Annotated in this window: 22 protein-coding genes and 1 pseudogene; 11 read left to right on the top strand and 12 right to left on the bottom strand. The window is 68.2% G+C overall.

Going from position 1 to position 18,495, the window contains the following annotated elements; genetic code table 11:
- Position 1: 1 nt before the first annotated feature.
- Positions 2-640: a haloacid dehalogenase type II gene (locus tag AMK34_RS01725; protein WP_073842446.1), complete on the bottom strand. Its 639-nt coding sequence runs from the start codon at positions 638-640 to the stop codon at positions 2-4.
- A gap of 64 nt (positions 641-704) precedes the next feature.
- On the opposite strand from AMK34_RS01725, the gene AMK34_RS01720 reads away from it, so the two are divergent.
- Both AMK34_RS01720 and AMK34_RS01715 read left to right on the top strand, forming a co-directional pair.
- A complete protein-coding gene (locus AMK34_RS01720; RefSeq protein ID WP_073842445.1) occupies positions 705-1,262 on the top strand; it encodes a CGNR zinc finger domain-containing protein in 558 nt (185 codons plus the stop codon).
- A 103-nt stretch (positions 1,263-1,365) separates the two neighbouring features.
- Positions 1,366-2,361 carry a hypothetical protein gene (locus AMK34_RS01715; RefSeq protein ID WP_073842444.1) on the top strand — a complete coding sequence of 332 codons (996 nt, stop codon included), beginning with the start codon at positions 1,366-1,368 and terminating at the stop codon, positions 2,359-2,361.
- Between the two features lie 27 nt (positions 2,362-2,388).
- Here the strand turns inward: AMK34_RS01715 and AMK34_RS01710 are convergent, their stop codons facing one another.
- Positions 2,389-3,255: an AraC family transcriptional regulator gene (locus AMK34_RS01710; RefSeq protein WP_073842443.1), complete on the bottom strand. Its 867-nt coding sequence runs from the start codon at positions 3,253-3,255 to the stop codon at positions 2,389-2,391.
- 77 nt (positions 3,256-3,332) lie between these two features.
- Between AMK34_RS01710 and AMK34_RS01705 the strand changes: the two genes are divergently transcribed.
- The 3 genes and pseudogenes from AMK34_RS01705 (at position 3,333) to AMK34_RS43890 (ending at position 4,558) form a co-directional block, all read left to right on the top strand.
- Positions 3,333-4,142: an alpha/beta fold hydrolase gene (locus AMK34_RS01705; protein ID WP_073842442.1), complete on the top strand. Its 810-nt coding sequence runs from the start codon at positions 3,333-3,335 to the stop codon at positions 4,140-4,142.
- A gap of 4 nt (positions 4,143-4,146) precedes the next feature.
- Positions 4,147-4,320, top strand: a pseudogene (locus tag AMK34_RS01700) (FAD-dependent oxidoreductase); the annotation flags it as partial.
- A gap of 1 nt (position 4,321) precedes the next feature.
- Positions 4,322-4,558, top strand: a complete 237-nt coding sequence (locus tag AMK34_RS43890) for a hypothetical protein (protein ID WP_073842440.1) — start codon at positions 4,322-4,324, stop codon at positions 4,556-4,558.
- A gap of 22 nt (positions 4,559-4,580) precedes the next feature.
- Here the strand turns inward: AMK34_RS43890 and AMK34_RS01690 are convergent, their stop codons facing one another.
- Positions 4,581-5,183 carry a VOC family protein gene (locus AMK34_RS01690; protein ID WP_073842439.1) on the bottom strand — a complete coding sequence of 201 codons (603 nt, stop codon included), beginning with the start codon at positions 5,181-5,183 and terminating at the stop codon, positions 4,581-4,583.
- 196 nt (positions 5,184-5,379) lie between these two features.
- On the opposite strand from AMK34_RS01690, the gene AMK34_RS01685 reads away from it, so the two are divergent.
- Positions 5,380-6,060 carry a S1 family peptidase gene (locus AMK34_RS01685; protein ID WP_241832660.1) on the top strand — a complete coding sequence of 227 codons (681 nt, stop codon included), beginning with the start codon at positions 5,380-5,382 and terminating at the stop codon, positions 6,058-6,060.
- A gap of 61 nt (positions 6,061-6,121) precedes the next feature.
- Here the strand turns inward: AMK34_RS01685 and AMK34_RS01680 are convergent, their stop codons facing one another.
- Complete coding sequence (locus AMK34_RS01680) at positions 6,122-6,661, bottom strand: GNAT family N-acetyltransferase (protein ID WP_143202318.1); 540 nt, start codon at positions 6,659-6,661, stop codon at positions 6,122-6,124.
- Between the two features lie 138 nt (positions 6,662-6,799).
- On the bottom strand, positions 6,800-7,789 hold the full coding sequence (locus AMK34_RS01675; protein ID WP_073842437.1) for a VOC family protein: 990 nt from the start codon (positions 7,787-7,789) through the stop codon (positions 6,800-6,802).
- A gap of 66 nt (positions 7,790-7,855) precedes the next feature.
- On the opposite strand from AMK34_RS01675, the gene AMK34_RS01670 reads away from it, so the two are divergent.
- Positions 7,856-8,461: a TetR/AcrR family transcriptional regulator gene (locus AMK34_RS01670; RefSeq protein WP_051972547.1), complete on the top strand. Its 606-nt coding sequence runs from the start codon at positions 7,856-7,858 to the stop codon at positions 8,459-8,461.
- Positions 8,462-8,524: 63 nt separating this feature from the next.
- Here the strand turns inward: AMK34_RS01670 and AMK34_RS01665 are convergent, their stop codons facing one another.
- Positions 8,525-9,244, bottom strand: coding sequence for a S1 family peptidase (locus AMK34_RS01665; protein WP_073842436.1), 720 nt, complete (start codon positions 9,242-9,244; stop codon positions 8,525-8,527).
- 280 nt (positions 9,245-9,524) lie between these two features.
- On the opposite strand from AMK34_RS01665, the gene AMK34_RS01660 reads away from it, so the two are divergent.
- On the top strand, positions 9,525-10,220 hold the full coding sequence (locus tag AMK34_RS01660; RefSeq protein ID WP_073842435.1) for a nitroreductase family protein: 696 nt from the start codon (positions 9,525-9,527) through the stop codon (positions 10,218-10,220).
- A gap of 172 nt (positions 10,221-10,392) precedes the next feature.
- Positions 10,393-11,781, top strand: a complete 1,389-nt coding sequence (locus AMK34_RS01655; RefSeq protein ID WP_073844499.1) for a Gfo/Idh/MocA family protein — start codon at positions 10,393-10,395, stop codon at positions 11,779-11,781.
- Here the strand turns inward: AMK34_RS01655 and AMK34_RS01650 are convergent.
- From AMK34_RS01650 to AMK34_RS01640, 3 genes are read right to left on the bottom strand one after another with little or no spacing between them, the layout of a single operon-like run.
- Positions 11,778-12,368, bottom strand: a complete 591-nt coding sequence (locus tag AMK34_RS01650; protein WP_198941617.1) for a TetR/AcrR family transcriptional regulator — start codon at positions 12,366-12,368, stop codon at positions 11,778-11,780. The genes AMK34_RS01655 and AMK34_RS01650 overlap by 4 nt on opposite strands.
- Complete coding sequence (gene zapE / locus AMK34_RS01645; protein WP_083649714.1) at positions 12,355-13,209, bottom strand: cell division protein ZapE; 855 nt, start codon at positions 13,207-13,209, stop codon at positions 12,355-12,357. Before zapE ends, AMK34_RS01650 begins: the two co-directional genes overlap by 14 nt.
- Before the next feature lie 57 nt (positions 13,210-13,266).
- Positions 13,267-14,061 carry an adenylate/guanylate cyclase domain-containing protein gene (locus AMK34_RS01640; RefSeq protein ID WP_073842433.1) on the bottom strand — a complete coding sequence of 265 codons (795 nt, stop codon included), beginning with the start codon at positions 14,059-14,061 and terminating at the stop codon, positions 13,267-13,269.
- Positions 14,062-14,288: 227 nt separating this feature from the next.
- On the opposite strand from AMK34_RS01640, the gene AMK34_RS01635 reads away from it, so the two are divergent.
- Together AMK34_RS01635 and AMK34_RS01630 are read left to right on the top strand one after the other, a co-directional pair.
- Positions 14,289-14,885 (top strand): DUF6801 domain-containing protein, encoded by a 597-nt coding sequence (locus AMK34_RS01635; protein ID WP_037336713.1) that lies wholly within the window; start codon positions 14,289-14,291, stop codon positions 14,883-14,885.
- An 82-nt stretch (positions 14,886-14,967) separates the two neighbouring features.
- Positions 14,968-15,783, top strand: a complete 816-nt coding sequence (locus AMK34_RS01630; RefSeq protein ID WP_241832659.1) for a hydrolase — start codon at positions 14,968-14,970, stop codon at positions 15,781-15,783.
- On the opposite strand, the gene AMK34_RS01625 is transcribed toward AMK34_RS01630, so the two are convergent.
- From AMK34_RS01625 to AMK34_RS01615, 3 genes are read right to left on the bottom strand one after another with little or no spacing between them, the layout of a single operon-like run.
- Positions 15,776-17,089: an MFS transporter gene (locus AMK34_RS01625; RefSeq protein ID WP_038514727.1), complete on the bottom strand. Its 1,314-nt coding sequence runs from the start codon at positions 17,087-17,089 to the stop codon at positions 15,776-15,778. The two genes, AMK34_RS01630 and AMK34_RS01625, sit on opposite strands and share 8 nt — an antisense overlap.
- Positions 17,090-17,110: 21 nt before the next feature.
- Positions 17,111-17,956 (bottom strand): DUF3592 domain-containing protein, encoded by an 846-nt coding sequence (locus AMK34_RS01620; RefSeq protein WP_073844493.1) that lies wholly within the window; start codon positions 17,954-17,956, stop codon positions 17,111-17,113.
- Positions 17,957-17,965: 9 nt separating this feature from the next.
- The gene (locus AMK34_RS01615) at positions 17,966-18,493 is read right to left on the bottom strand and encodes a hypothetical protein (protein ID WP_038514728.1); all 528 of its coding nucleotides are present in this window, start codon (positions 18,491-18,493) and stop codon (positions 17,966-17,968) included.
- Positions 18,494-18,495 lie beyond the last annotated feature (2 nt).

Genomic DNA, 18,495 nt, shown 5'->3' with positions numbered 1-18,495 from the left:
ATCACATCCGGAGTTTTGCGAGCTGAGCGGCCAGATCGGCGAGGCCGTCGGCATGGAAGTCGAACCGGTCCGTCTCGGACGGCGGGTCACCGACGGGCCTGGCGACGTAGGCGGTCCGGAGACCGATGCTCTGCGCTCCCCTCAGGTCCCACGCGTGGGTGGCGACCATCAGCAGCCGCTCCGGCTTCGTTTCGGCCAGGTCGACGGCCAGTTCGTAGACCGCCGGGTCGGGCTTGTAGGTCTGCGCGTCCTCGGCGGAGAGCGCTTGATGCCACCGGAGGCCGGCGTGGGCGTTGATCCGGAGGAGGCTCGTCCGGCTGGCGTTCGAGAGTCCGATCAGCGTGTGATGCTCAGCGAGCTTCGCCAGTCCTTCGACGGAGTCGGGCCACGGCGACAGCTTCGGCACCACGTCCGTCTTCGTGGCGGCCTGAGCTGCTTCGCGGTCGAGAACGTCGCTCGGGGCGTACGGCCGCTCCCCCGCCACGATGCGCCGCTGCTCGGTCTCGACGTGGCTCTGCCACAGCCTGACCAGCTCGTCGGCGTCGGCATCCGGCGCGGCGTCCCGGACGGCCGCACGGATCCCGGCCGGCTCGTCGACGAGCGTGCCGAGGATGTCGAACACCAACGCGTCGATCTCCACAGTGAACCTCCCGGTAAGGGTTAAAGTGTCGGTTAACCGCGAACGTACGAGAGGTCGGTAAGGGATGCAAGTAGCGTTAGACGATTACGTCCGGGCGGCGGGCGTCGCGACCGATCTGGTCAACACGGCGCCTGAGGTGTGGCACGGCGAAGACAAGCTGCCCGACCTGGACTCTCTTGCCGCCTTCGCTGAGCTGCACTCGATCCCCGTGAACACGCGGCCCAGTGACCTGCGCACCGTTCACCGGCTGCGCGCCACAGTGCGCGATCTGATCGACCATCCGACCCGGGACCGCCTCGTCACCGGCGCTACCGCGCTCACCTCGTCGATCGGTGAGGTCTCCCTCGATGCCACCTCAGGACGCGCTCGATGGACCGTTTCGCTCCGGCAGGGCGCGACCGTCGCCGACGCGCTTTCCTTGATCTGCGGTGTCGGGATACTCGGCGTCGTCCAGTCCCTCGACGTGGCACGGTTCCGCGCCTGTGGCGCGCCGACTTGCCAAGGTGTCTTCATCGACACGACGCGTCCCGGACGGCGGCGCTATTGCATGCCAGGACTCTGCGGGAACCGCGTCAACGTGGCGAATCACCGGGCGCGTAAGGCGTCCGTTCACGACGCTTGAGCCGTACGACAAAGGCAGCGAGATCGCGCTGGGTGCGGCTGTCGGCAGGCAACCTGAAGAACCTCGCGAGCGTGCTCCAGGTGAGACTGAACGAGGGGAAACCATGAACCGCATCCAGAAGGCTTTCCTGGCCGCCATAGTGGCTTTGGCTCCGATGTTCACGGTCGCGTCGGGCACCGCCGGGGCGTACGAGGCCGGTGACTGCACGTGGACACAGGCCACGCTTCCGCTACCCGCAGGACACTCCCAGGCATACGTCTCCACCGCCGCGAATGGCGGATGGTTCGCAGGCAGCAGTTCCTTCGGCGGCACGATCCGCTGGCACGACGGTGTGGCCGAAGACCTTGGCCGGGCGTTCGGCAGGAAAACCGAACCGACCGACATCAACTCCACGGGCACCGTGGTCGGAATGACCTATGCCAACAGCCGCGAAGCCGACGCGGTGGTCTATCGGAACGGCCGGTTCACCGCTCTTCCGATACCGCCCGGCCACCGGACGGCACGAGCACTCGCCGTCAACGACGCCGGTGACGTCGTCGGGACCGCGCTCGGCCTCGGTGACACCTTCGACCTGACGATCTGGCCGGCCGCCTCGCCTGGCACGGTGCTGACGATCAATCCCGATCCCAGTGTCTACGGCTACGTCAGCCCGGTCGAGATCGACGAGCAGGGCCGCATCCTGATCCGCGCGAGCGCCTCCGAGACCGACTTCTTCGTGCGCTATCCGGACGGGACGATGACCAAGCTCGCCTTGGGCACCGAATACGTCACCGCGTTCCGCAACGGCCGAATCGCGGGCGAGACGTACGAGAATGAGCAATTCGTGACCACCGAATGGGACTTGACCGGCACGGTCGTCCGCCGGCTTGACACTTGGGCCGCCGAACCCGCCATCGATTCCGGGACCCGGACGACCGGAACCTACCGGACCGCCGACAACGGTTACGCGCTCGGAGTCTGGGAAAGCGGAGTCCTCACGCACACCCTCGTCACCAGTGGGGACTCCGGTGGCTTCGGCAGGCCGGTGATCACCGACGACGGCGTCATCGCGTCCATCGGCTCCACGCTTATGACCTTCCACCACAGCTGTCCCGCATGATTCGGACTCCCCACGTGGCGCCACCCGTCATGGGCCTCGCCGGCCGCGAAAGTTCCGCGGTCGTGGCCAGCCCCATGCGATGTCGTCGACTGCGAGAAAGGGTTCGTCGACCACTGTGGCGGGGGTCAGACCGGTGAATGCCACGACGTCCCGGTGCAGGTGGGACTGGTCGGTGTAGCCGCCGTCAGCCGCGACTCCGGCCGCACCCTGCCCCGCGACCAGGCGATGGACAGCGTGGTCGAAGCGGACAAGCTTCGCGGCACGCTTGGGCGGCAAGCCGATCTGTGACTGGAACCGGGACCATAGACGTTTGCGGCTCCAGCCGAGTTCGGTCGCCAGGCGTTCGATCCGGACGGTGCCACGGCCGGCGCCGATTCGACGCCAGGCCCAGGCCACCTCCGGGTCGACCCGCGGCGTCGCCGCACAGCGACGGGCGAGCCACGCGTCGGTCAACGTGAAGCGGTCCTCCCACGAGGAAAGTTCGCCCAGTCGGTCGCTGATCCGTGCTGCCTCCCGGCCGAACAGGTCGTCGAGAGTCACCACGGCATCGCCCAGGTCGGTGGTACCCAGAACCGCGTGTGCGACCACCGGTGACAGGCGCACCTGCAGGGCTTCGAAGGCATCCGCCTGCAGTCCGCGGAGGGCGTCGCCGAACCCGAGCCCGGTGGCGAAACTGCCCTGCTGCCGACGCCCGGCGGCATCCTCCACGGCGATCGTGCCGCCGAACACCAGAACCAGGGTGACGGTCGGGTGCGGAATCAACCGGAGGCCGGGCGGGGTGATGCCGCGGTCACCGAACCCGGCCATGGCGACCCCGGGCACACTGCTGGGCCGGTTCGGGCAGGTGATGTCCCACAACACCGCGTCGTCCCGTTCGGACAGGCCGGACCCCATTCCGCCATGCTACGCACACCGGCCGCGCGGAACATTTGTCCAAGCCTGCGGCGCGCACCGGCGGTGACAGTGCATGCATGACTGTTTCCAACGGCAAGGCCCTGGACGGCGGCGAGATCCACGTGTGCCAGGACGGCCCGCGTGGCGCCCCAGCGCTCCTGCTCATCCACGGGACCGCCGCGTCGGCCCGCTCGTGGGAGCCGATGGTTCCACTGTTGACCGGATCCCATCACGTCATCCGGATCGATCTGCTCGGGTGCGGCCAGTCGGCCAAACCGGACGGTGAGAGCTATGCGGTCCCGGACCAGGCACGCCGGGTCGGCGCGGTACTGGACGGGCTCGGCGTCGAACAGGTGGTCGTCGTCGGCCACTCCAGTGGTGGGGCGGTCGCCACCGCCCTCGCCGAGCAACGGCCCGATCTGGTGACCGCGCTGGTGTTCATCAACACCGGCCCCGGCATGGCCGCCTATATCGCGAAGGAGGTCCCCATCCGGGCGGCGTCGTGGGCGGATCTGACCGACGATCAGATCCGCAAGGCCATGAGCGACGGATTCCGCCCCGGCTTCGAGATCCCCCGATCTTATGTGGACCAGTTCCGCGACATCGACTTCGCCGTGTTCGGCGCGATATCGCAGGCGATCCGCGCGTACCTGGACGAGCGGTCGCTCCCGGAACGGCTGGCGCCGCTCGGCAAACCGCTGCTGGTGCTCTTCGGCGAGGAGGACCGCAGGTGGCGCCCGTCATCCGCCGGCGACTACCGCGCTGTTCCCGGCGCGACAGTCGAGATGCTGCCCGGTGTCGGCCATTCGCCCAACCTCGAGGATCCGCCGCGTACCGCCAGGCCCCTCTTGGCCTTCACGGCGAACCACGCCCCGCGGGCCGGTTAAGTGCATGCGGATTCTCATCTCCGGCGCCAGCGCCGCCGGCCCGGTGCTGGCGTACTGGCTCACCCGGCACGGCTTCTCCGTCACCGTCGTCGAGCGCGCGCCGGCTCTGCGCAAGACCGGCGGGCACGCGGTCGATCTGTACCGGCCCGCGATGAACATCTCGGAGAAGATGGGCGTACGTGCGAACCGGAATCGGTGACCCTCGAGCGTTGCTGGCCGGTGCCAGGTCGTTCTGGCGAACCAGGGAACTCCTTGGCGTCATCGTCTGGATGCGTCGCCACAACGAGCGAAATCCGGTAGATCCGGTCCGCATCGCCAACATGGCCGGGATTTCACAGGTGGCGTCTCTGCCATACGGTGAACGGCAGGACGCCTATCTGCTGGATCTTCGTGCCACGAGCCATAGAGCACCATGACAGATGACCGGAAGCAGCCGCGTCAGCACACCACAATCTCCCCTCGGGCGGTGGCGATCCCCACGGCCGCAAGGCGTGGCTCACCGCCGACCAGGTGCAGCGGCACATCGACCTCGCCCACCCACCCGCGCGCATCGGACTCATCGCCGCCGACTTCGAGGTACGTCACTCGGCCGGGCGCACAGTCATGCGCCGCCTCCGCATAAGCGCGTTGCCATCCCGCCACGCGCCCGGCGCGCGTGACGTCGTATTCGATGAAGAACGGCCGACTCTGTTCCACCTCGCCAAGCAAACGCCACCGCCCGGTGTCTCCACCGCCGCTCACCGGCTCGACCTCCAAACCTGCTGCACGGGCATCGAGATCGTCCGGCTCGACCGCCCAGGTGAACAGGCGGTCTCCTGCCGCGGTGACGGCCGCCAAACGCGCCGCGGCCTTACTCGCATCGGCATCCGTCACGGTGACGAGCTCCAGATACACCGGCGGTGCGAGAGGAACAATCGCGTTGGCGACCCCCGAAACCGGCGATCCGCCAGGCACAGTTCCCAAACCCCACTCGCGACGCAACCGGTCCGCCGCCTCCTCGAGATCGCGCACTCCCAGAAGAACATGATCAAGAAAGTTCATTCTGCGAACAGTAGCCAGTCGGGACGGGACGCCACCAAGCGCGCAATGGGCTACGTCACGCAGGCCGGCCGAAATCCGGCACTCCCGTTCGAGACACGTCGGCTCCTGATCACTCGTCAGGCTGACTCCGTTTGTGTCGCGGCCCGTGTGGCACTGGACTGGTCACACATATCCAGTCTCCAAAGGACGGAAGGACATGATCATGTTCGGCTGCTCACGCCGCAGGCTGGCCGGGGTGCTGATTTCCACGGCCGCGGCTGTCTTGTCGGCTTGCCCGGTCGTCTCCGCGGCGCCGTCCGCGGTCGGTGTGGCGCAGCAGCCGGCGGTGAACGGCGGCGATGCGATGTACACGGTCTCGCCGGGACCCGGCCGTGAACCGTACTATTGCTCAGCGGGGTTCGCGATCCTCGTCAAGGATGTCCGGTACATCCTCACGGCCGGGCACTGCACCGAACACGGGCTGGACTGGCAAGGTATCGGCCCCAGCGTGGACACCCATTTCCCGGTGACCGATTACGGCCGTGTCCGGGACCTTTCCGGCTCAGGGCACAGCCGGGTCGACCTCTACGACGGCAGCACCCAGCGGATCCTGCGCGCGGGCACTCCACAGGTGGGACAACGGGTGTGCAAAAGCGGCATGACCACGAAGAAGACGTGCGGGAAGGTCCTCGGTCTCAACCAGACCGTGAACTTCGGCGGTGGCAAGCAGGTTGTCGGGACGATCGCCACCGACATCCCCATCGGGATCGGCGACAGCGGCGGCCCGCTGTTCTACGCCGGCGTCGGCTACGGAGTGCTGTCCGGTGGGAACAGCCAAGTCAGCTTCTTCCAGCCACTACGCTCCGTCCTCGCCGAATACGGCGCCACCCTCGCCTGAGGCACGATCACCGAGCGGCAAGAAGCTCGACCGCCATCCGTGCGGAACTAGCGCCAGCGCATCATGTAGGTGGGTCCGCTGTCGTCGTGGCGCGCATCGCGTTCGTCGAAACGCCATTGCGCGAACATCGTTCGTGCAATGGCGAGCGACGTGGTACCCCGCGTCCCACGTAGAGACGCCAGGCTTCCTGTTCGAGCGCGAGAGTCTCGTCGTCGATCGGCCAGACGGAGAACTCATCACCGTCCCCGAACAAGGTATTCAGCCTGACGAAGTAGTGGGGAACGCCGGAGATGTCGGCGACACCGGCTTGCGGGCCGTCGTAGCGCTCGTTTTCCATGTGGACGTGTTCGAAGCCGATGGAGATCAGCTGCTCCCGCGTGGTGTAGCCGCGGTCTTCCAGCGGAATGATCGGGACGGGGTACTCGGTGTACCGGCCGGCGACACGGAAACCGAGCCTGCGGTACACCGGCTCGTCCTCGGTGGACGCTCGGATCGCCACGGTGTCGTATCCGACGGCGCGAGCACTGTCCACAGTGGCCAAGGTCATCACGCCGCCGAATCCCCGGCGCCGGAAGGCGGGCAGAGTGGAGATGTCGTGGATACCGGCGACCTCGGCTGTCGGCGATCACCAGATCGGCTGTTTCCGTAACGGTCATCCCGCCGGTACGGCGATGCAGGTAGCAGGCATGTTCGGCGAAGTTCGCCTCGATGCGCTCCGTAAGCCCGGCATACATGGGGCTCACCGTACGGTCGTGGCCGACCCCTGACCATCGGATTCTTCCGCTTGCCGGAAGGCGATCGCGGTGCCGAGCGCGGCGGTGGACGGCACGAAGACATCTCCGGACGGCGTCCGCACCAGTGGAACCTTGTTATTACGCAACAGGTTCTCCGCGGCGGTCAGATCGTGGACGGCAACGGTGCACGAGACGAGAGCGGGCAGGGCGGGAGCCTGCTCGCCGGGAAACAGCGCGGTGAGACCGGACGCGGGCACGAGGGTCAGCGTCGCCCCATCGAGGTCGAAGACTCGGGAGGGCCCTTCCTTTCGGGGCGCCCGCCCCAGGTAATGCTCGTAGCGCGCCTGGACGGCATCCAGTTCGGCGTCGGCGGTGCAGAGAACGGCATCGACGAGGCCGACCGCGCCGTTGGGGTGGTCGACCAGCCGAGTGGCCTGAACCCGTGGGTCCAGGTCCGCGACGACGCCGATCCTGCCTTCCGCCTCCAAGCCCGGCCGCGTGCCGTCGATCTCCAGATAGCGGACGGTCTCGACCTCGCCACCGGCCGGACGCCGCACCGTGTTCACTCCGCCATGCCCCACGCCCGCGGCGGTCAACCGAGTGGCGGTGACGTCGATGTCGGATGAGGAGAACATCAGGATGTGCAAGCCCTCGAAGCGTTCCAGGCATTCCGCCAAGTTGGCGCGAGTGGCGTCGATTCGCTCCACCAGAGTCGGCAACACGTCGGGCGGGGCCTGCAGCGGGACGAGCCGGGCACCGGGCGGTACGTGGCCGTCGGCGGTGACGACCGTGGCCAGTTCGAGGAAGTCGCCCGGGAAGTCGGCGTGAGTGTTGGCGGCGCCGAACGGCTCGGGCTCGCCCCCTGCCCGCGGTGGCATCGCGGGGTAACCGGGCGCGGGCGTGACGAAACCCAGACGCCGATAGAGGTCGAGCGCCGCGGACATGTCGCGGACGACGTGACCGGCGTGGTGCAGGCGGGTGATCTCGGTGGCCATGGCGGCCACTGTAGAAGTAGCTCGACCAAGTGGTCAATCTATCTTGCCCGGGCGTACTGTCACGTGATGAGCGCGGATCACATCGACGGCCGACGCGTCCGCTATCAGCATCGGCGGCCCGAACTGCTCGAGGCCGTGACCGACCACGTCTTGTCGCACGGGCTGACCGGCCTGGCGATGCGGCCGTTGGCCGTGGCGGTCGGGGTCAGCCACGGGACGCTGCTGCATCACTTCGGCTCGAAGGAGAACCTCGTCACCGAGGTCATCGACCTCTTGCGCCAACGGCTGTCGGACGCGACGGGCCTGGCCGGCTCGCCCGCCCGTCTGACGAGCCTGCTCTCCTGGTGGCGAGACTCGACGACAGCGGAACGTCTGCCCGTCTACCGGTTGCTGTTCGAGGTCTTCGCTCAGGCGGCACGGGATCCCGACCGCTACGAGCGCTTCCGGCAGCAGGTCGTGCTGGACTCGTTGACGCTGATGGAAGGTCTGGTCATCGCGGACGGGTGTCCACGTGAGCAAGCGCCTCTGGTGGCGACGATGATCGTGGCCCAGGCACGCGGCCTGCAGCTCGACCTGCTCGCCACCGGCGACCGGGAACGCGTGGACCGCACCTTCACGTTGTTCGTGGATCTGATCGACCATCTCCTGCGAAGCCGGCCCGGCGAGCGCTGATGCCGTGATGCGAACAGGGCCCTCCCCGGCAACCGCCGGAAAGGGCCCCGCCACAACCGAAACTCAGACCCCGGCCACCTGCTGAATCCAGGGCCGGTACCGCGTGATGTTCGTGTAAGCGGTCGTCGTCTGCCGGTCGCTCGTCGACGCGACGCCGACCTGACGGCCGGAGGCGAACATCGGGCCGCCCGAGTCCCCGCCGGCGGTGATGCCGTCGCCGCGGCGCGCGCACACCGCGATGCCGCCGTTGTAGTCACGACAGGAGACCGACGTGACCGAGACGTTGGCGACCTTCAGGTAGCGCGACTGGCAGTTGATCTCCGAGCCGCACTGGCTCGTCGCGCCCCAGCCGTAGACCTGGACGGTCTGGCCGACGGAGACGTTGGCGGTGGTGCCCAGCGGCGAGTAGGTGGCGTTGACCGATGTCGTCAGCTTCACGATCGCGAGGTCCGCGCTCGGGTGCCGGGTGACGGTGGAGCCGGTGGCCATGGTGCCGCCGCTCTGCTGGTCGAGGCTGCCGATCCGGAAGGTGAACGTGCCACCGCTGGCAACGCAGTGCTTCGCGGTCAGGATGTACTGCGGCGCGATGATCGTCGAGGTACACGTTTGCCGGCCGTTGGCGAAGAGCCTGGCCGCCCACGGGCCGCTCGACGCGTTCTGGCCGCCGATGATCATCGGCTGGACGTCGGAGGACGGTTCCGCGGCGGACGCCACGGGGGCGGTGACGCCGAGCAGTGCCGCGAAGGCGGTGCCGGCGATCAGTGCGAAGGAGCGCAGTCGCATGGTTCCGACTCATTTCTGCGGCCGGGATTCGGCCGCGCGATGGGGACGGGTGTGCTGATTCTGGGACGCGGCAAGAGAAATCGGACACCGCCGAAAGTCGTGCAGTAGGTACTTATCTCTTCGCCCCCACCACCGCTAAGTGCCCCTCTAGGTACCGGAACCACCCGCCGGTTACGACACCCGGCGTCCGTCCACTTGAGACAGATGGCGGCATAACTCCAGGGACATAACCCGGTGCCGGGTCTTCCCGAAATCCCTTCCCGCCGACAGAATCGCCACCATGACCGCAGCACAGTGGACCCCGACCTACGGCGACCCCTTCGAGCCGGTGCCCTATCGCCCGGCGCGCATGTCCGAGGAGGAATCGCTGGCCACCGCCGCCGATCTGCGCCGCCGCATGGACGATCGCCGCACCGTGCGGATGTTCTCGACCGACCCGGTGCCCGAGCAGGTGGTCGTCGATGCCATCGCGGTGGCTTCGACCGCGCCCAGCGGCGCGCATCAGCAGCCGTGGACGTTCGTGCTCATCAAGGACGACGTGACCAAACAGCGGATTCGTGAAGCCGCCGAAGAGGAAGAGCGCGTTTCGTACGAGGGCAGGCTCGGCGAGGAGTGGCTGTCCGCCTTGCGCCCGCTGGGCACCGACGCCGTGAAGACCCATCTCACCGACGCCCCGTACCTCATCGTGGTCTTCCAGCAGCGTTACTTCCTCGACGAGGACGGCACCAAGCACAAGCATTACTACGTCGACGAGTCGGTGGGCATCGCGGTCGGCATGCTGCTCACGGCGCTGCACCTCTCCGGGCTGGCCGCGTTGACGCATACACCGTCGCCCATGCGGTTCCTCGGCGAACTGCTCGAGCGGCCGCAGAACGAGAAGGCGTTCGCCGTCATCCCGGTGGGCTACCCGGCGGACGACTGCGTCGTACCGAACCTCGTGCGCAAGTCCATCGATCAGGTCATGATCCGCCGCTGAGCCGACGCGTGACCCGGGTGCGCGCGCACCCGGGTTGCGCGAACCGGCCGCGAACACACAGCCAAACTGCGCATTAGTGCAGTTTACTGCTCACTTTGGCGCATCTCTTGACATATCCGGCGGCGATTGGACAAAGTCTGGGCACCGAAGGCGACACGAAGGAGTGTTCTTCATGGCCGACCTGCCCTCTGTCTCCCGGCGGACACTGTTCGGTGGCGCGCTCGCCGCCGGGGCGCTCGCCGCGATGCCGGCGAGCGCCACCGCCGCGGAAGAAGCCGCGAGCTCGCCCCGCCGTCCTGGCCAGCGCAGCATGATCGGCGTCCCGTTCGAACGGCACCGGACCGTCCGGATCGGGATGATCGGTCTCGGCAACCGTGGGATGTCCATGATCGGCGGCTGGAGTGCCGTCCCGGGCGCCGCGGTCACGGCCGTCTGCGACATCCGCGCCGAGCGCGCGAAGGCCGCCGCGGACAAGCTCGCCGCCGACGGGCGTCCGCGTCCGGCGGAGTACGGCGGATCCGCCGACGCCTACCAGAAGATGCTCGCGCGGGACGACATCGACCTCGTCTACATCGCCACGCCGTGGGAGTTCCACTACCCGCAGGGCAAGGCCGCGCTGCTGTCCGGCAAGCACGTCGGCGTCGAGCTGCCCATCGCCACCGAGCTCGACCAGCTGTGGGACCTCGTCAACACCAGCGAACAAACCCGCAAACACCTGTTCCTCGCCGAGAACTGCAGTTACGGCCGCAACGAGCTGGCGATCCTCAAGATGGCGCACGAGGGCGTCTTCGGCGAGGTCACCAACGGGCACGGCGGTTACCTGCACGACCTCCGCGAGCTGCTGTTCTCCGACACGTACTACACCGACGCGTGGCGCCGGAAGTGGCACACGCGCAGCACCGCGAGTTTCTACCCGATGCACGGTCTCGCGCCGATCGCCGCCTGCATGGACGTCAACCGGGGCGACCGGTTCGCCACGTTGCGCGCCACGGCGACCGAGCCGAAGGGCCTCGCCGATTACCGGAAACGCCATATGCCGCCGGGTCACCCGTCGTGGAAGGAGACCTACATCAACGGCGACCTGGTGACCTGCCTGATCGAGACCGAGCAGGGCCGGATCATCCGCGCCGAGCACGACGTCAGCTCGCCGCGTCCGTACAGCCGCATCAACAGCCTCGCCGGCAGCCGCGGCATCGTGGAGGACTACCCCGCCCGGATCTACGTCGAGCCCGACCACAGCGGGCACGCATGGAAGGACTTCGGGCCGTACCGCGACCGCCACGACCACTGGCTGTGGAAGACGCTCAAGGACGACCCGAACCTCGGCGGGCACGGCGGCATGGACTACGTGCTGCAGTGGCGGATCGTGCAGCAGATGCGCGCCGGGCTGGTGCCGGACATCGACGTCTACGACTCGGCTGCCTGGTGCTCCCCCGTTCCGTTGAGCGTGGTCTCCCTCGCGCGCGGCGGGAAACCGGTGGCGGTACCGGACTTCACGCGTGGCGGCTGGACGAAAGCCAGGCCTGGGCTGGACTCGCAGCCTTCGGAGATGCCCGGCTAAGGCATTCCCCGCAGGTAGGCCTCCAGCGGCCGGGCGAACTGGTCGACGCTGGCCGGGGTGCCCGCCTCGACGCCGTCGAGGGAACGCGCACCGGCGAACCGGTCGAACAGCAGGCCTTCGATCAGGCTGACGAGGTCCGCGCTCGCCGTGCCGGGATCGGACGCGCCGAGGGCTTCGCACAACCGCGCCGCGTGCTCACGGGAGAACAGGGCCCGCGCGAGAAGGTCGTGGAGCTCGGGGAAGCCGGCGAGTTCGATCGTCAGCGCGTAGCGGGCGGTGACGTGATGGCGGCGGCTCACCAAAAGGTCGTCGAGCCACGCCGCCATCGCCCGCGCCGCGGCGGTGTGGCCTGCGACGGCGGCATGCGCCAGGCCGGTCAGCTGGAAGCGGTGGGCGGACGTGTCCGCGATACGCCGGACCACCGCTTCCAGCAACGCCTGGCGTGTGCGGAAGTAGTACGACGTCGAGCCGCGAGGCAGGTCCAGCCGGACATCGACCGCGCTGTGCGTCAGGCCGCGGATTCCTTGCGAGGCAAGGATTTCCGTCGCGGCCTCGGCGATCATGGTCCGCCGGTCAGTTGACTCCACAGTGGACCTTCCCGTCGGACAGCGCGGTGAGCCTGCTCCGGATCCGGTCCAGATCCGGGACTTCCGGAGGGTCACGGAAGAGTTCGTCCAGCGACGTCCGCGCGTAGACGGCCAGTTCGACGCCCTGATCGACGAGGATGCCGATCAGGACCCGGAACCGCATCGTGGCGTCGGCCCCCGCCGTCCTCAACGACGGGACGTCGGTGATGGTCCACCGGCGGTGGCGCGCCGCCAGCTCCAGGTAGTCCCTGGTCGACATCTCCGTCGTCGCGCAGAGCTCGTCGAAACCGAACGTGACACCGGCCGTCGTCTCCGGTGCCGGGCCGACGACGAATCGGCCCGGCCTGGTTCCCGGCAGGCGGTAGTCGTTCTCGCCGTCGAGGCGAACGACGTCGAGGTGTGCTCGAAGCGCCGTCACGACGGCCTCGATCTTGTCGTGGAAGAGCGGATCCGGCAGCAGCCCTTCCGGTGGGTAGTTCGACGTCGCGACCAGCGTGATCTTCCGGGCGAACACCGCGTCCAGCAAACGCCGCAGGAGCATCGCGTCGCCGATGTCGTGCAGGTGGAACTCGTCGACGCACAACAGCGAGAGCCGGTCCAGCACCGTGGCGACGGCCCGGTCGATCCCGCCGAGGTCGTGCGCGGTGGACTGCAGATGCGCGAGCAGATGATGCAGATGCCATCGGCCCTTGTGGCCGGGCGCGGCCGCGTGGAAGGCGTCGAGCAGCATCGTCTTGCCCCGCCCGACGGAACCCCACAGGTAGACACCACGCCGCCTGCGCGGCACCTCGTCCAGCAGCGCCGCGACGGCGATCTGCCCGGAGTCCAGCTCTATGCCCATAGAGGAAGCCTCTAGAGAAATAGAGGATCAGGCAAGCGAAGGTGATCGAGGGGACATTCAGCCGTCGGCCGTGTACCGGGGAACGACGCGGAAGACGCGCAGGTCCCTCGGAGTCCCCTTGGCCCGGAAGTTCCGGCGCGGGCGCACGGTGAAGGTGTCCTGGTCGAGTTCTTCGACGACGCTCGCGCTGGCCAGGACCTCGTCGCCGTCGGCGGCGGCCATGATCCGGGCGGCGATGTTCACGTCGACGCCGAGGTAGTCGTCGCCGACCCGCTGCGGATTCCCGCGGTGCAGCCCCGCGCGCAGATGGGGCAGATAGCCCTCGGCCTTGATCACGCTCACGGCGGAACACGTCTCGTAGGCGGCGTTCACCGCCTCCCCCGGATCGGCGAACACGGCCATCACACCGTCGCCGAGCCCCTTGACGACGCTGCCGCGGTGGCCGACGACGATCGACTCGGTCACCTTGGAGACCTCCCGCAGCAGCTCCAGAACGCGGTCGTCGCCGGCCTCCAGCGCCCAGGTCGAAAAGCCGACGAGGTCGGTGAACAGCACGGTGATGCCGTCCGCGGACAGTGGCGGGGCGCCGGAGCGGCGGACGGCCTGCCAGGCCTGGACCGCGGCCAGCCCCAGCTCGCGGGTGGCGCTGGGCCGGTCGGCGCCCGCCTCGGTGAGCAGGCGGGCGAGCCGGTCGGACGATCGTCCCGTCGACGGCGCCAGTGGCTCGGCGTTCCCGGGGACGAGCCCGCGCAGGAACCGCGCGCCGCGCACCAGCTCACCGCGCTGGTCCGTCGCGCGCAGGAACCTGCGGGTCCGGAGGTGCCACGGCTCAGGTCGTTCGGTCACGATCAAGACGATAGCCGTTCGCCGCACGGACGGAGCACCTGTCACCGGGGTGACAAGAATACGGACGGCATTTCCCCTTTCCGCCTTCGCGTGACAATTCACGAACTCGCCATTCTCCATACGCGTGACAAGATCGAAGCGTAAAGAAAACGCGAGAGATCTTTTCCTTTCCTCGTTGGTGACTTTCCACCTACATTCGGTTTCGAGCCCATTCAACGACGAAAGGACCTGACATGACGGAAACCCTCGTACGGAAGGGTGTCCGGCGATTCCGCGCGGCCGGGATCGCGGCCGTGGTCGCCGGAACCGTAATGCTCACCGCGGCGGGAACCGCGGCCGCCGTCGAAAAGAATCTCACGTACAAGGGCGGCTTCCCCATCATCGGCGACCAGAAGGTGGCGGTGGTGGTGAAGGCGGAAATCCCGGCGACGGCCAAGGCGGGTGAGCCGATTTCGGTGCCGTTCACCCTCGACGTCGATTCCGGTCAGGCCGCAGGCGACGGGCTCCGGCTGGTCGGTGCGAAGAAGCTCTCCGGCACCATCAGCTCGAAGGTGAACATCGCGCTCGGCGAGCAGAAGGTGTCGATCCCCATCGAGCTGCCGATCCCGGACACCGAGGTGCCCGCCGAAGGTTCGCTGAAGTTCACCGCGACGGGCAAGGTCGACTTCACCATCCCGGCCGGGACCCCCGCCGGTGAGGCGACCAGCAGCGTGGACGCCGCGGCGACCTCGCATATCGTCACCGACAGCTCGCTCGGCGAGTTCGACGTCAACCTCACTCTCGACCCGCCCGACCAGGACGCCGTCCTCGGCAAGACGACCGTCAGCTGATCACCCGTCTTCCCCCGGCTCGCCGAGCCGGGGGAAGACGCGTCTTGACCTCCAGCGCACTGGAGGTCACAGACTCTCGATCATGTGGATTTGCGACAGGTGCGGTATCGAACACCCGGCCACCCCGGAGCCGCCCCGGTGCGTGCTCGACCGCGGCGAGGTCGGCATGGAGGAGGCCGGTGACCTCGGCGCGCACACCGGACGCTGGTGGACGCACGAAGAACTGATGTCGGTGCCGCACAAGACCCTGCACCGGGATCACGGCCGCGGGCTGCACAGCATCAAGCGGGACCCGCAGTTCGCGATCGGGCACTGGTCGTTCGTCGCGACGACCCCGGCGGGCACCCTGCTCTGGGATCCGCCGTCCTGGTTGGACACCGAAGTGCTCGACGTCGTACGTGGCCTCGGCGACGTCGCCGTGATCGCCACCAGCCATCCGCACATGTTCGGCGCCCAGCTCGGCTGGAGCCGCGCGCTGGGCGGGGTCCCGGTGCTGGTCAACGAACGCAACCGCGAATGGCTGCCCTCGCCCGATCCGGCGTTCGAGTTCTGGGACGAGCACGTGGAACCCTTACCCGGCCTCGAACTGATCCGGCTCGGCGGGCATATGCGCGGCAGCGCCGTCGCCAGGACACCGGACGGCAGCATCCTGGCGGGCGACACGATCTCGGGTGGGCTCGCGCCGGGCTGGGTGTCGTTCCAGCGCAACTTCCCCAAGCACATCCCGCTGTCGGCGGCCGTGGTCCGCCGCGTCGTCGACCGGCTCGACGACTTCACCTACGACCGGCTCTACACCCTGGGCGGGGACACGATCGACCGTGACGCCCGCGCCGTCGTGCGCCGAAGCGCCGAAACCCATGTCCGATGGGTGAACGGCGACTTCGACCACCTCACTTGACCGGGTTCTTCTCCTTGTTGCGGAAGGTCAACGCGATGACCCCCGCCATCGCCATGAAGAAGGCGACGGCCCACATCCCCGCGCGGAAGCTCCCGGTCAGGCCCTGCAGCCAGCCGGTGAGGTAGGGACCGACGAAGCCCGACAGGTTGCCGAAGGAGTTGATCAGGCCGATCCCGGCGGCGGCGCCGACTCCGGTCAGGAAGGCGTTGGGCAGCTGCCAGAACACCGGGATCGCGGTGAACACGCCGACCGCGCAGATGGTCACCGCGATCATCACCCACAGCGGCGAGCCGAGATACAGCGCGGCGGCGATCGCGACCGCGCCGACGAACGCGGCGATGGCGACGTGCCCGGCCCGTTCGCCGGTGCGGTCGGAATGGCGTGCCCACAACACCATCGCGACGGCGGCCACGGCGTACGGGATCGCCGTGATGAGCCCGATCTCCACGATGCTGTAGTTGGTCTGGAACTGCTGCTGGAAGCCCTTGATCACCTGCGGGAGGAAGAACGCGAGCACGTAGAGGCCGAAGATGATGCCGAAGTAGACGGCGCTCAGCGCGAGCACACGCGGATCGGTCAGCGCCGACCGGGTGCTCACCTCCTTGCCGACCTCACGGGTGTCCTCCGCGTCGATGGCCGACTGCAACGCCGTGCGCTCCCCCGGGGTCAGCCACTTCGCGTCCTTCGGCTTGCTCGGCAGCAGGAAGAACACCGCAACCCCGAGCAGGATCGACGGCACCCCTTCGGCGAAGAACATGAACCGCCAGCCGGCGTCGAAGCCCAGGACGCCGTCGCCATGCTTGATGAGCAGGGAGGAAACCGGGCTGCCGATGACCGAGGAAAGGGGCACCGCGAGGAAGAACAGCGCGACGATCTTGGCCCGCTGCTTACGCGGGAACCAATAGGTCAGGTACAGGATGATGCCGGGGAAGAACCCGGCCTCGGCGATGCCGAGCAGCACCCGCACGATGTAGAAGCTGACCTCGCCCTGGATGAACGCGGTGGCCGAGGCGACGATGCCCCAGGTGACCATGATCCGCGCGATCCAGATCCGGGCGCCCACCTTGTGCAGGATGACGTTGCTGGGCACCTCGAAGAAGAAGTACCCGACGAAGAACAGGCCCGCGCCGAGCCCGTAGGCGGCCGAGCTGATGCCGAGGTCGGCGTTCATGGTGAGCGCCGCGAACCCGACGTTGACCCGGTCGAGATAGTTGAGCAGATAAAGCAGCCCGAGGAGCGGGACCAGCCGGATCATCGCCTTGCGGACCGCCTGCGCGGTGGACACCTCTGCCGTCTGTTCGTCCATCCGCGGGAGTGTAGAGGGCGATCAGAACAACGGGGGCAGGAAGGCACCGAGGTTTCCGCCCGCCGCCCGATCCGCCGGATCCGGATCGATCCGGACCGAGTCCGGATCGCGCGGGTCGTAGGTGACCTTCACCGTCGAACCGCGGGCCGGTGCCTGCAACGGCGGGGTGATCATCGTGGCGACGACGGTCCGCTCCCCCTCGTCCGCAGGGAACCGGACCTGCACGGTGAACCGGGGATTCCCCATCACCCAGACGTTGGTGAATTCGACGCCGAGCACGGTGCCCATCACCTGGCGGCCGGTCTGCGCCAGCGCCTGCGCGCGGTCGTCCGCTTCGGCCTTGGTGACGAACGCCCGTCCCAGCACCATGATCATCACCAGTGCGGTCACCCCGGCCACCGCCGGGACGAGATACGGCTCGTAGTAGACGACCCAGTCCACATCGGTCCAGGGTTCGGACGGCAGCCGCTTCCCCACCGCCTCCGGCGGCGTCCAGGACGGAATCGCGGCGCCGGAGCCCAGCGCGATGCCGAGGGAGGCGGCCAGGCTGCTCGCCCGGAAGCCGACGCCCATCCCGCGCAGCGACATCCCGCCACCCCACAGCATCGCGAACCCGAGCGACGAAGCCACCGTGATCGAGATGCTGAAGAGCAGGACGAGGGAGACCGCCGGGCCCGCGTCGGCCCCCCACGCGTCGACGCGGTTCAGCGACATCGACCGGAAACCGTCCAGCAGCCCGAGGGCGCCCGACCAGCCCACGACCGCCCAGGCGAGCGTCGTGGGCACGCCCAGCAGCCACAGACGCAGACCGGGGCGGCGGGCCCGCCGGGAGTCTTCCGGCAGGCCGAACTCGAAGGTCCCGAACATCTCCACCGCCTAACCGATCGGGCCGAACACGGCGACCTTCGCCGGGTCGGCGGGGTCGACGCGGGCTTCGTGCCGGGTACCGGGCGCGTACTGCTGGATCGTCGCCAGCGGCGTGATCAGCTGCGTCACCGTCCGGTAGGTGGTGCCGTCGGCGCGGGTGACCTCGAGCGTCGCGGTGTACTGCGCCTGCCCGGCGATCTTCCGGCCGGTCGGCTCCAGACCGCGGACCACCAGCGTGGCGGGCTCGCAGGTGTCGTAGAGCCGCCGCAGTTCGGTGCCGTAGGCCTGCAGTTCCTGCTGCTGGCGCAACTGCTCGTCCATCGGCAACGCCATGAACGCCGCCATGTCCGGGTCGGCGTTGAGGCTCCGGAACGCCTGTGCGGCCAGCTGCGGAGTCGGCAGCTGCGGCGTGATGTCGTGGCCCTGCGCGGCGGCGGCCTGCCGGAACTGCTCCGCGTGGCGCTGGAAATCCTGCTCTCCCCGCGCCATGCCCTGCTGCGTCGCGTCGTTGATCTTGTCGCGGATCTTCTTGAACATCG

Origin of the sequence: Amycolatopsis sp. CB00013 (genome assembly GCF_001905755.1) — a bacterium.
In the GTDB taxonomy this organism is placed as follows: domain Bacteria; phylum Actinomycetota; class Actinomycetes; order Mycobacteriales; family Pseudonocardiaceae; genus Amycolatopsis; species Amycolatopsis japonica.
The sequence above is the reverse complement of the archived record's forward strand: the minus strand, read 5'-3'. Positions and strand labels throughout refer to the sequence as shown.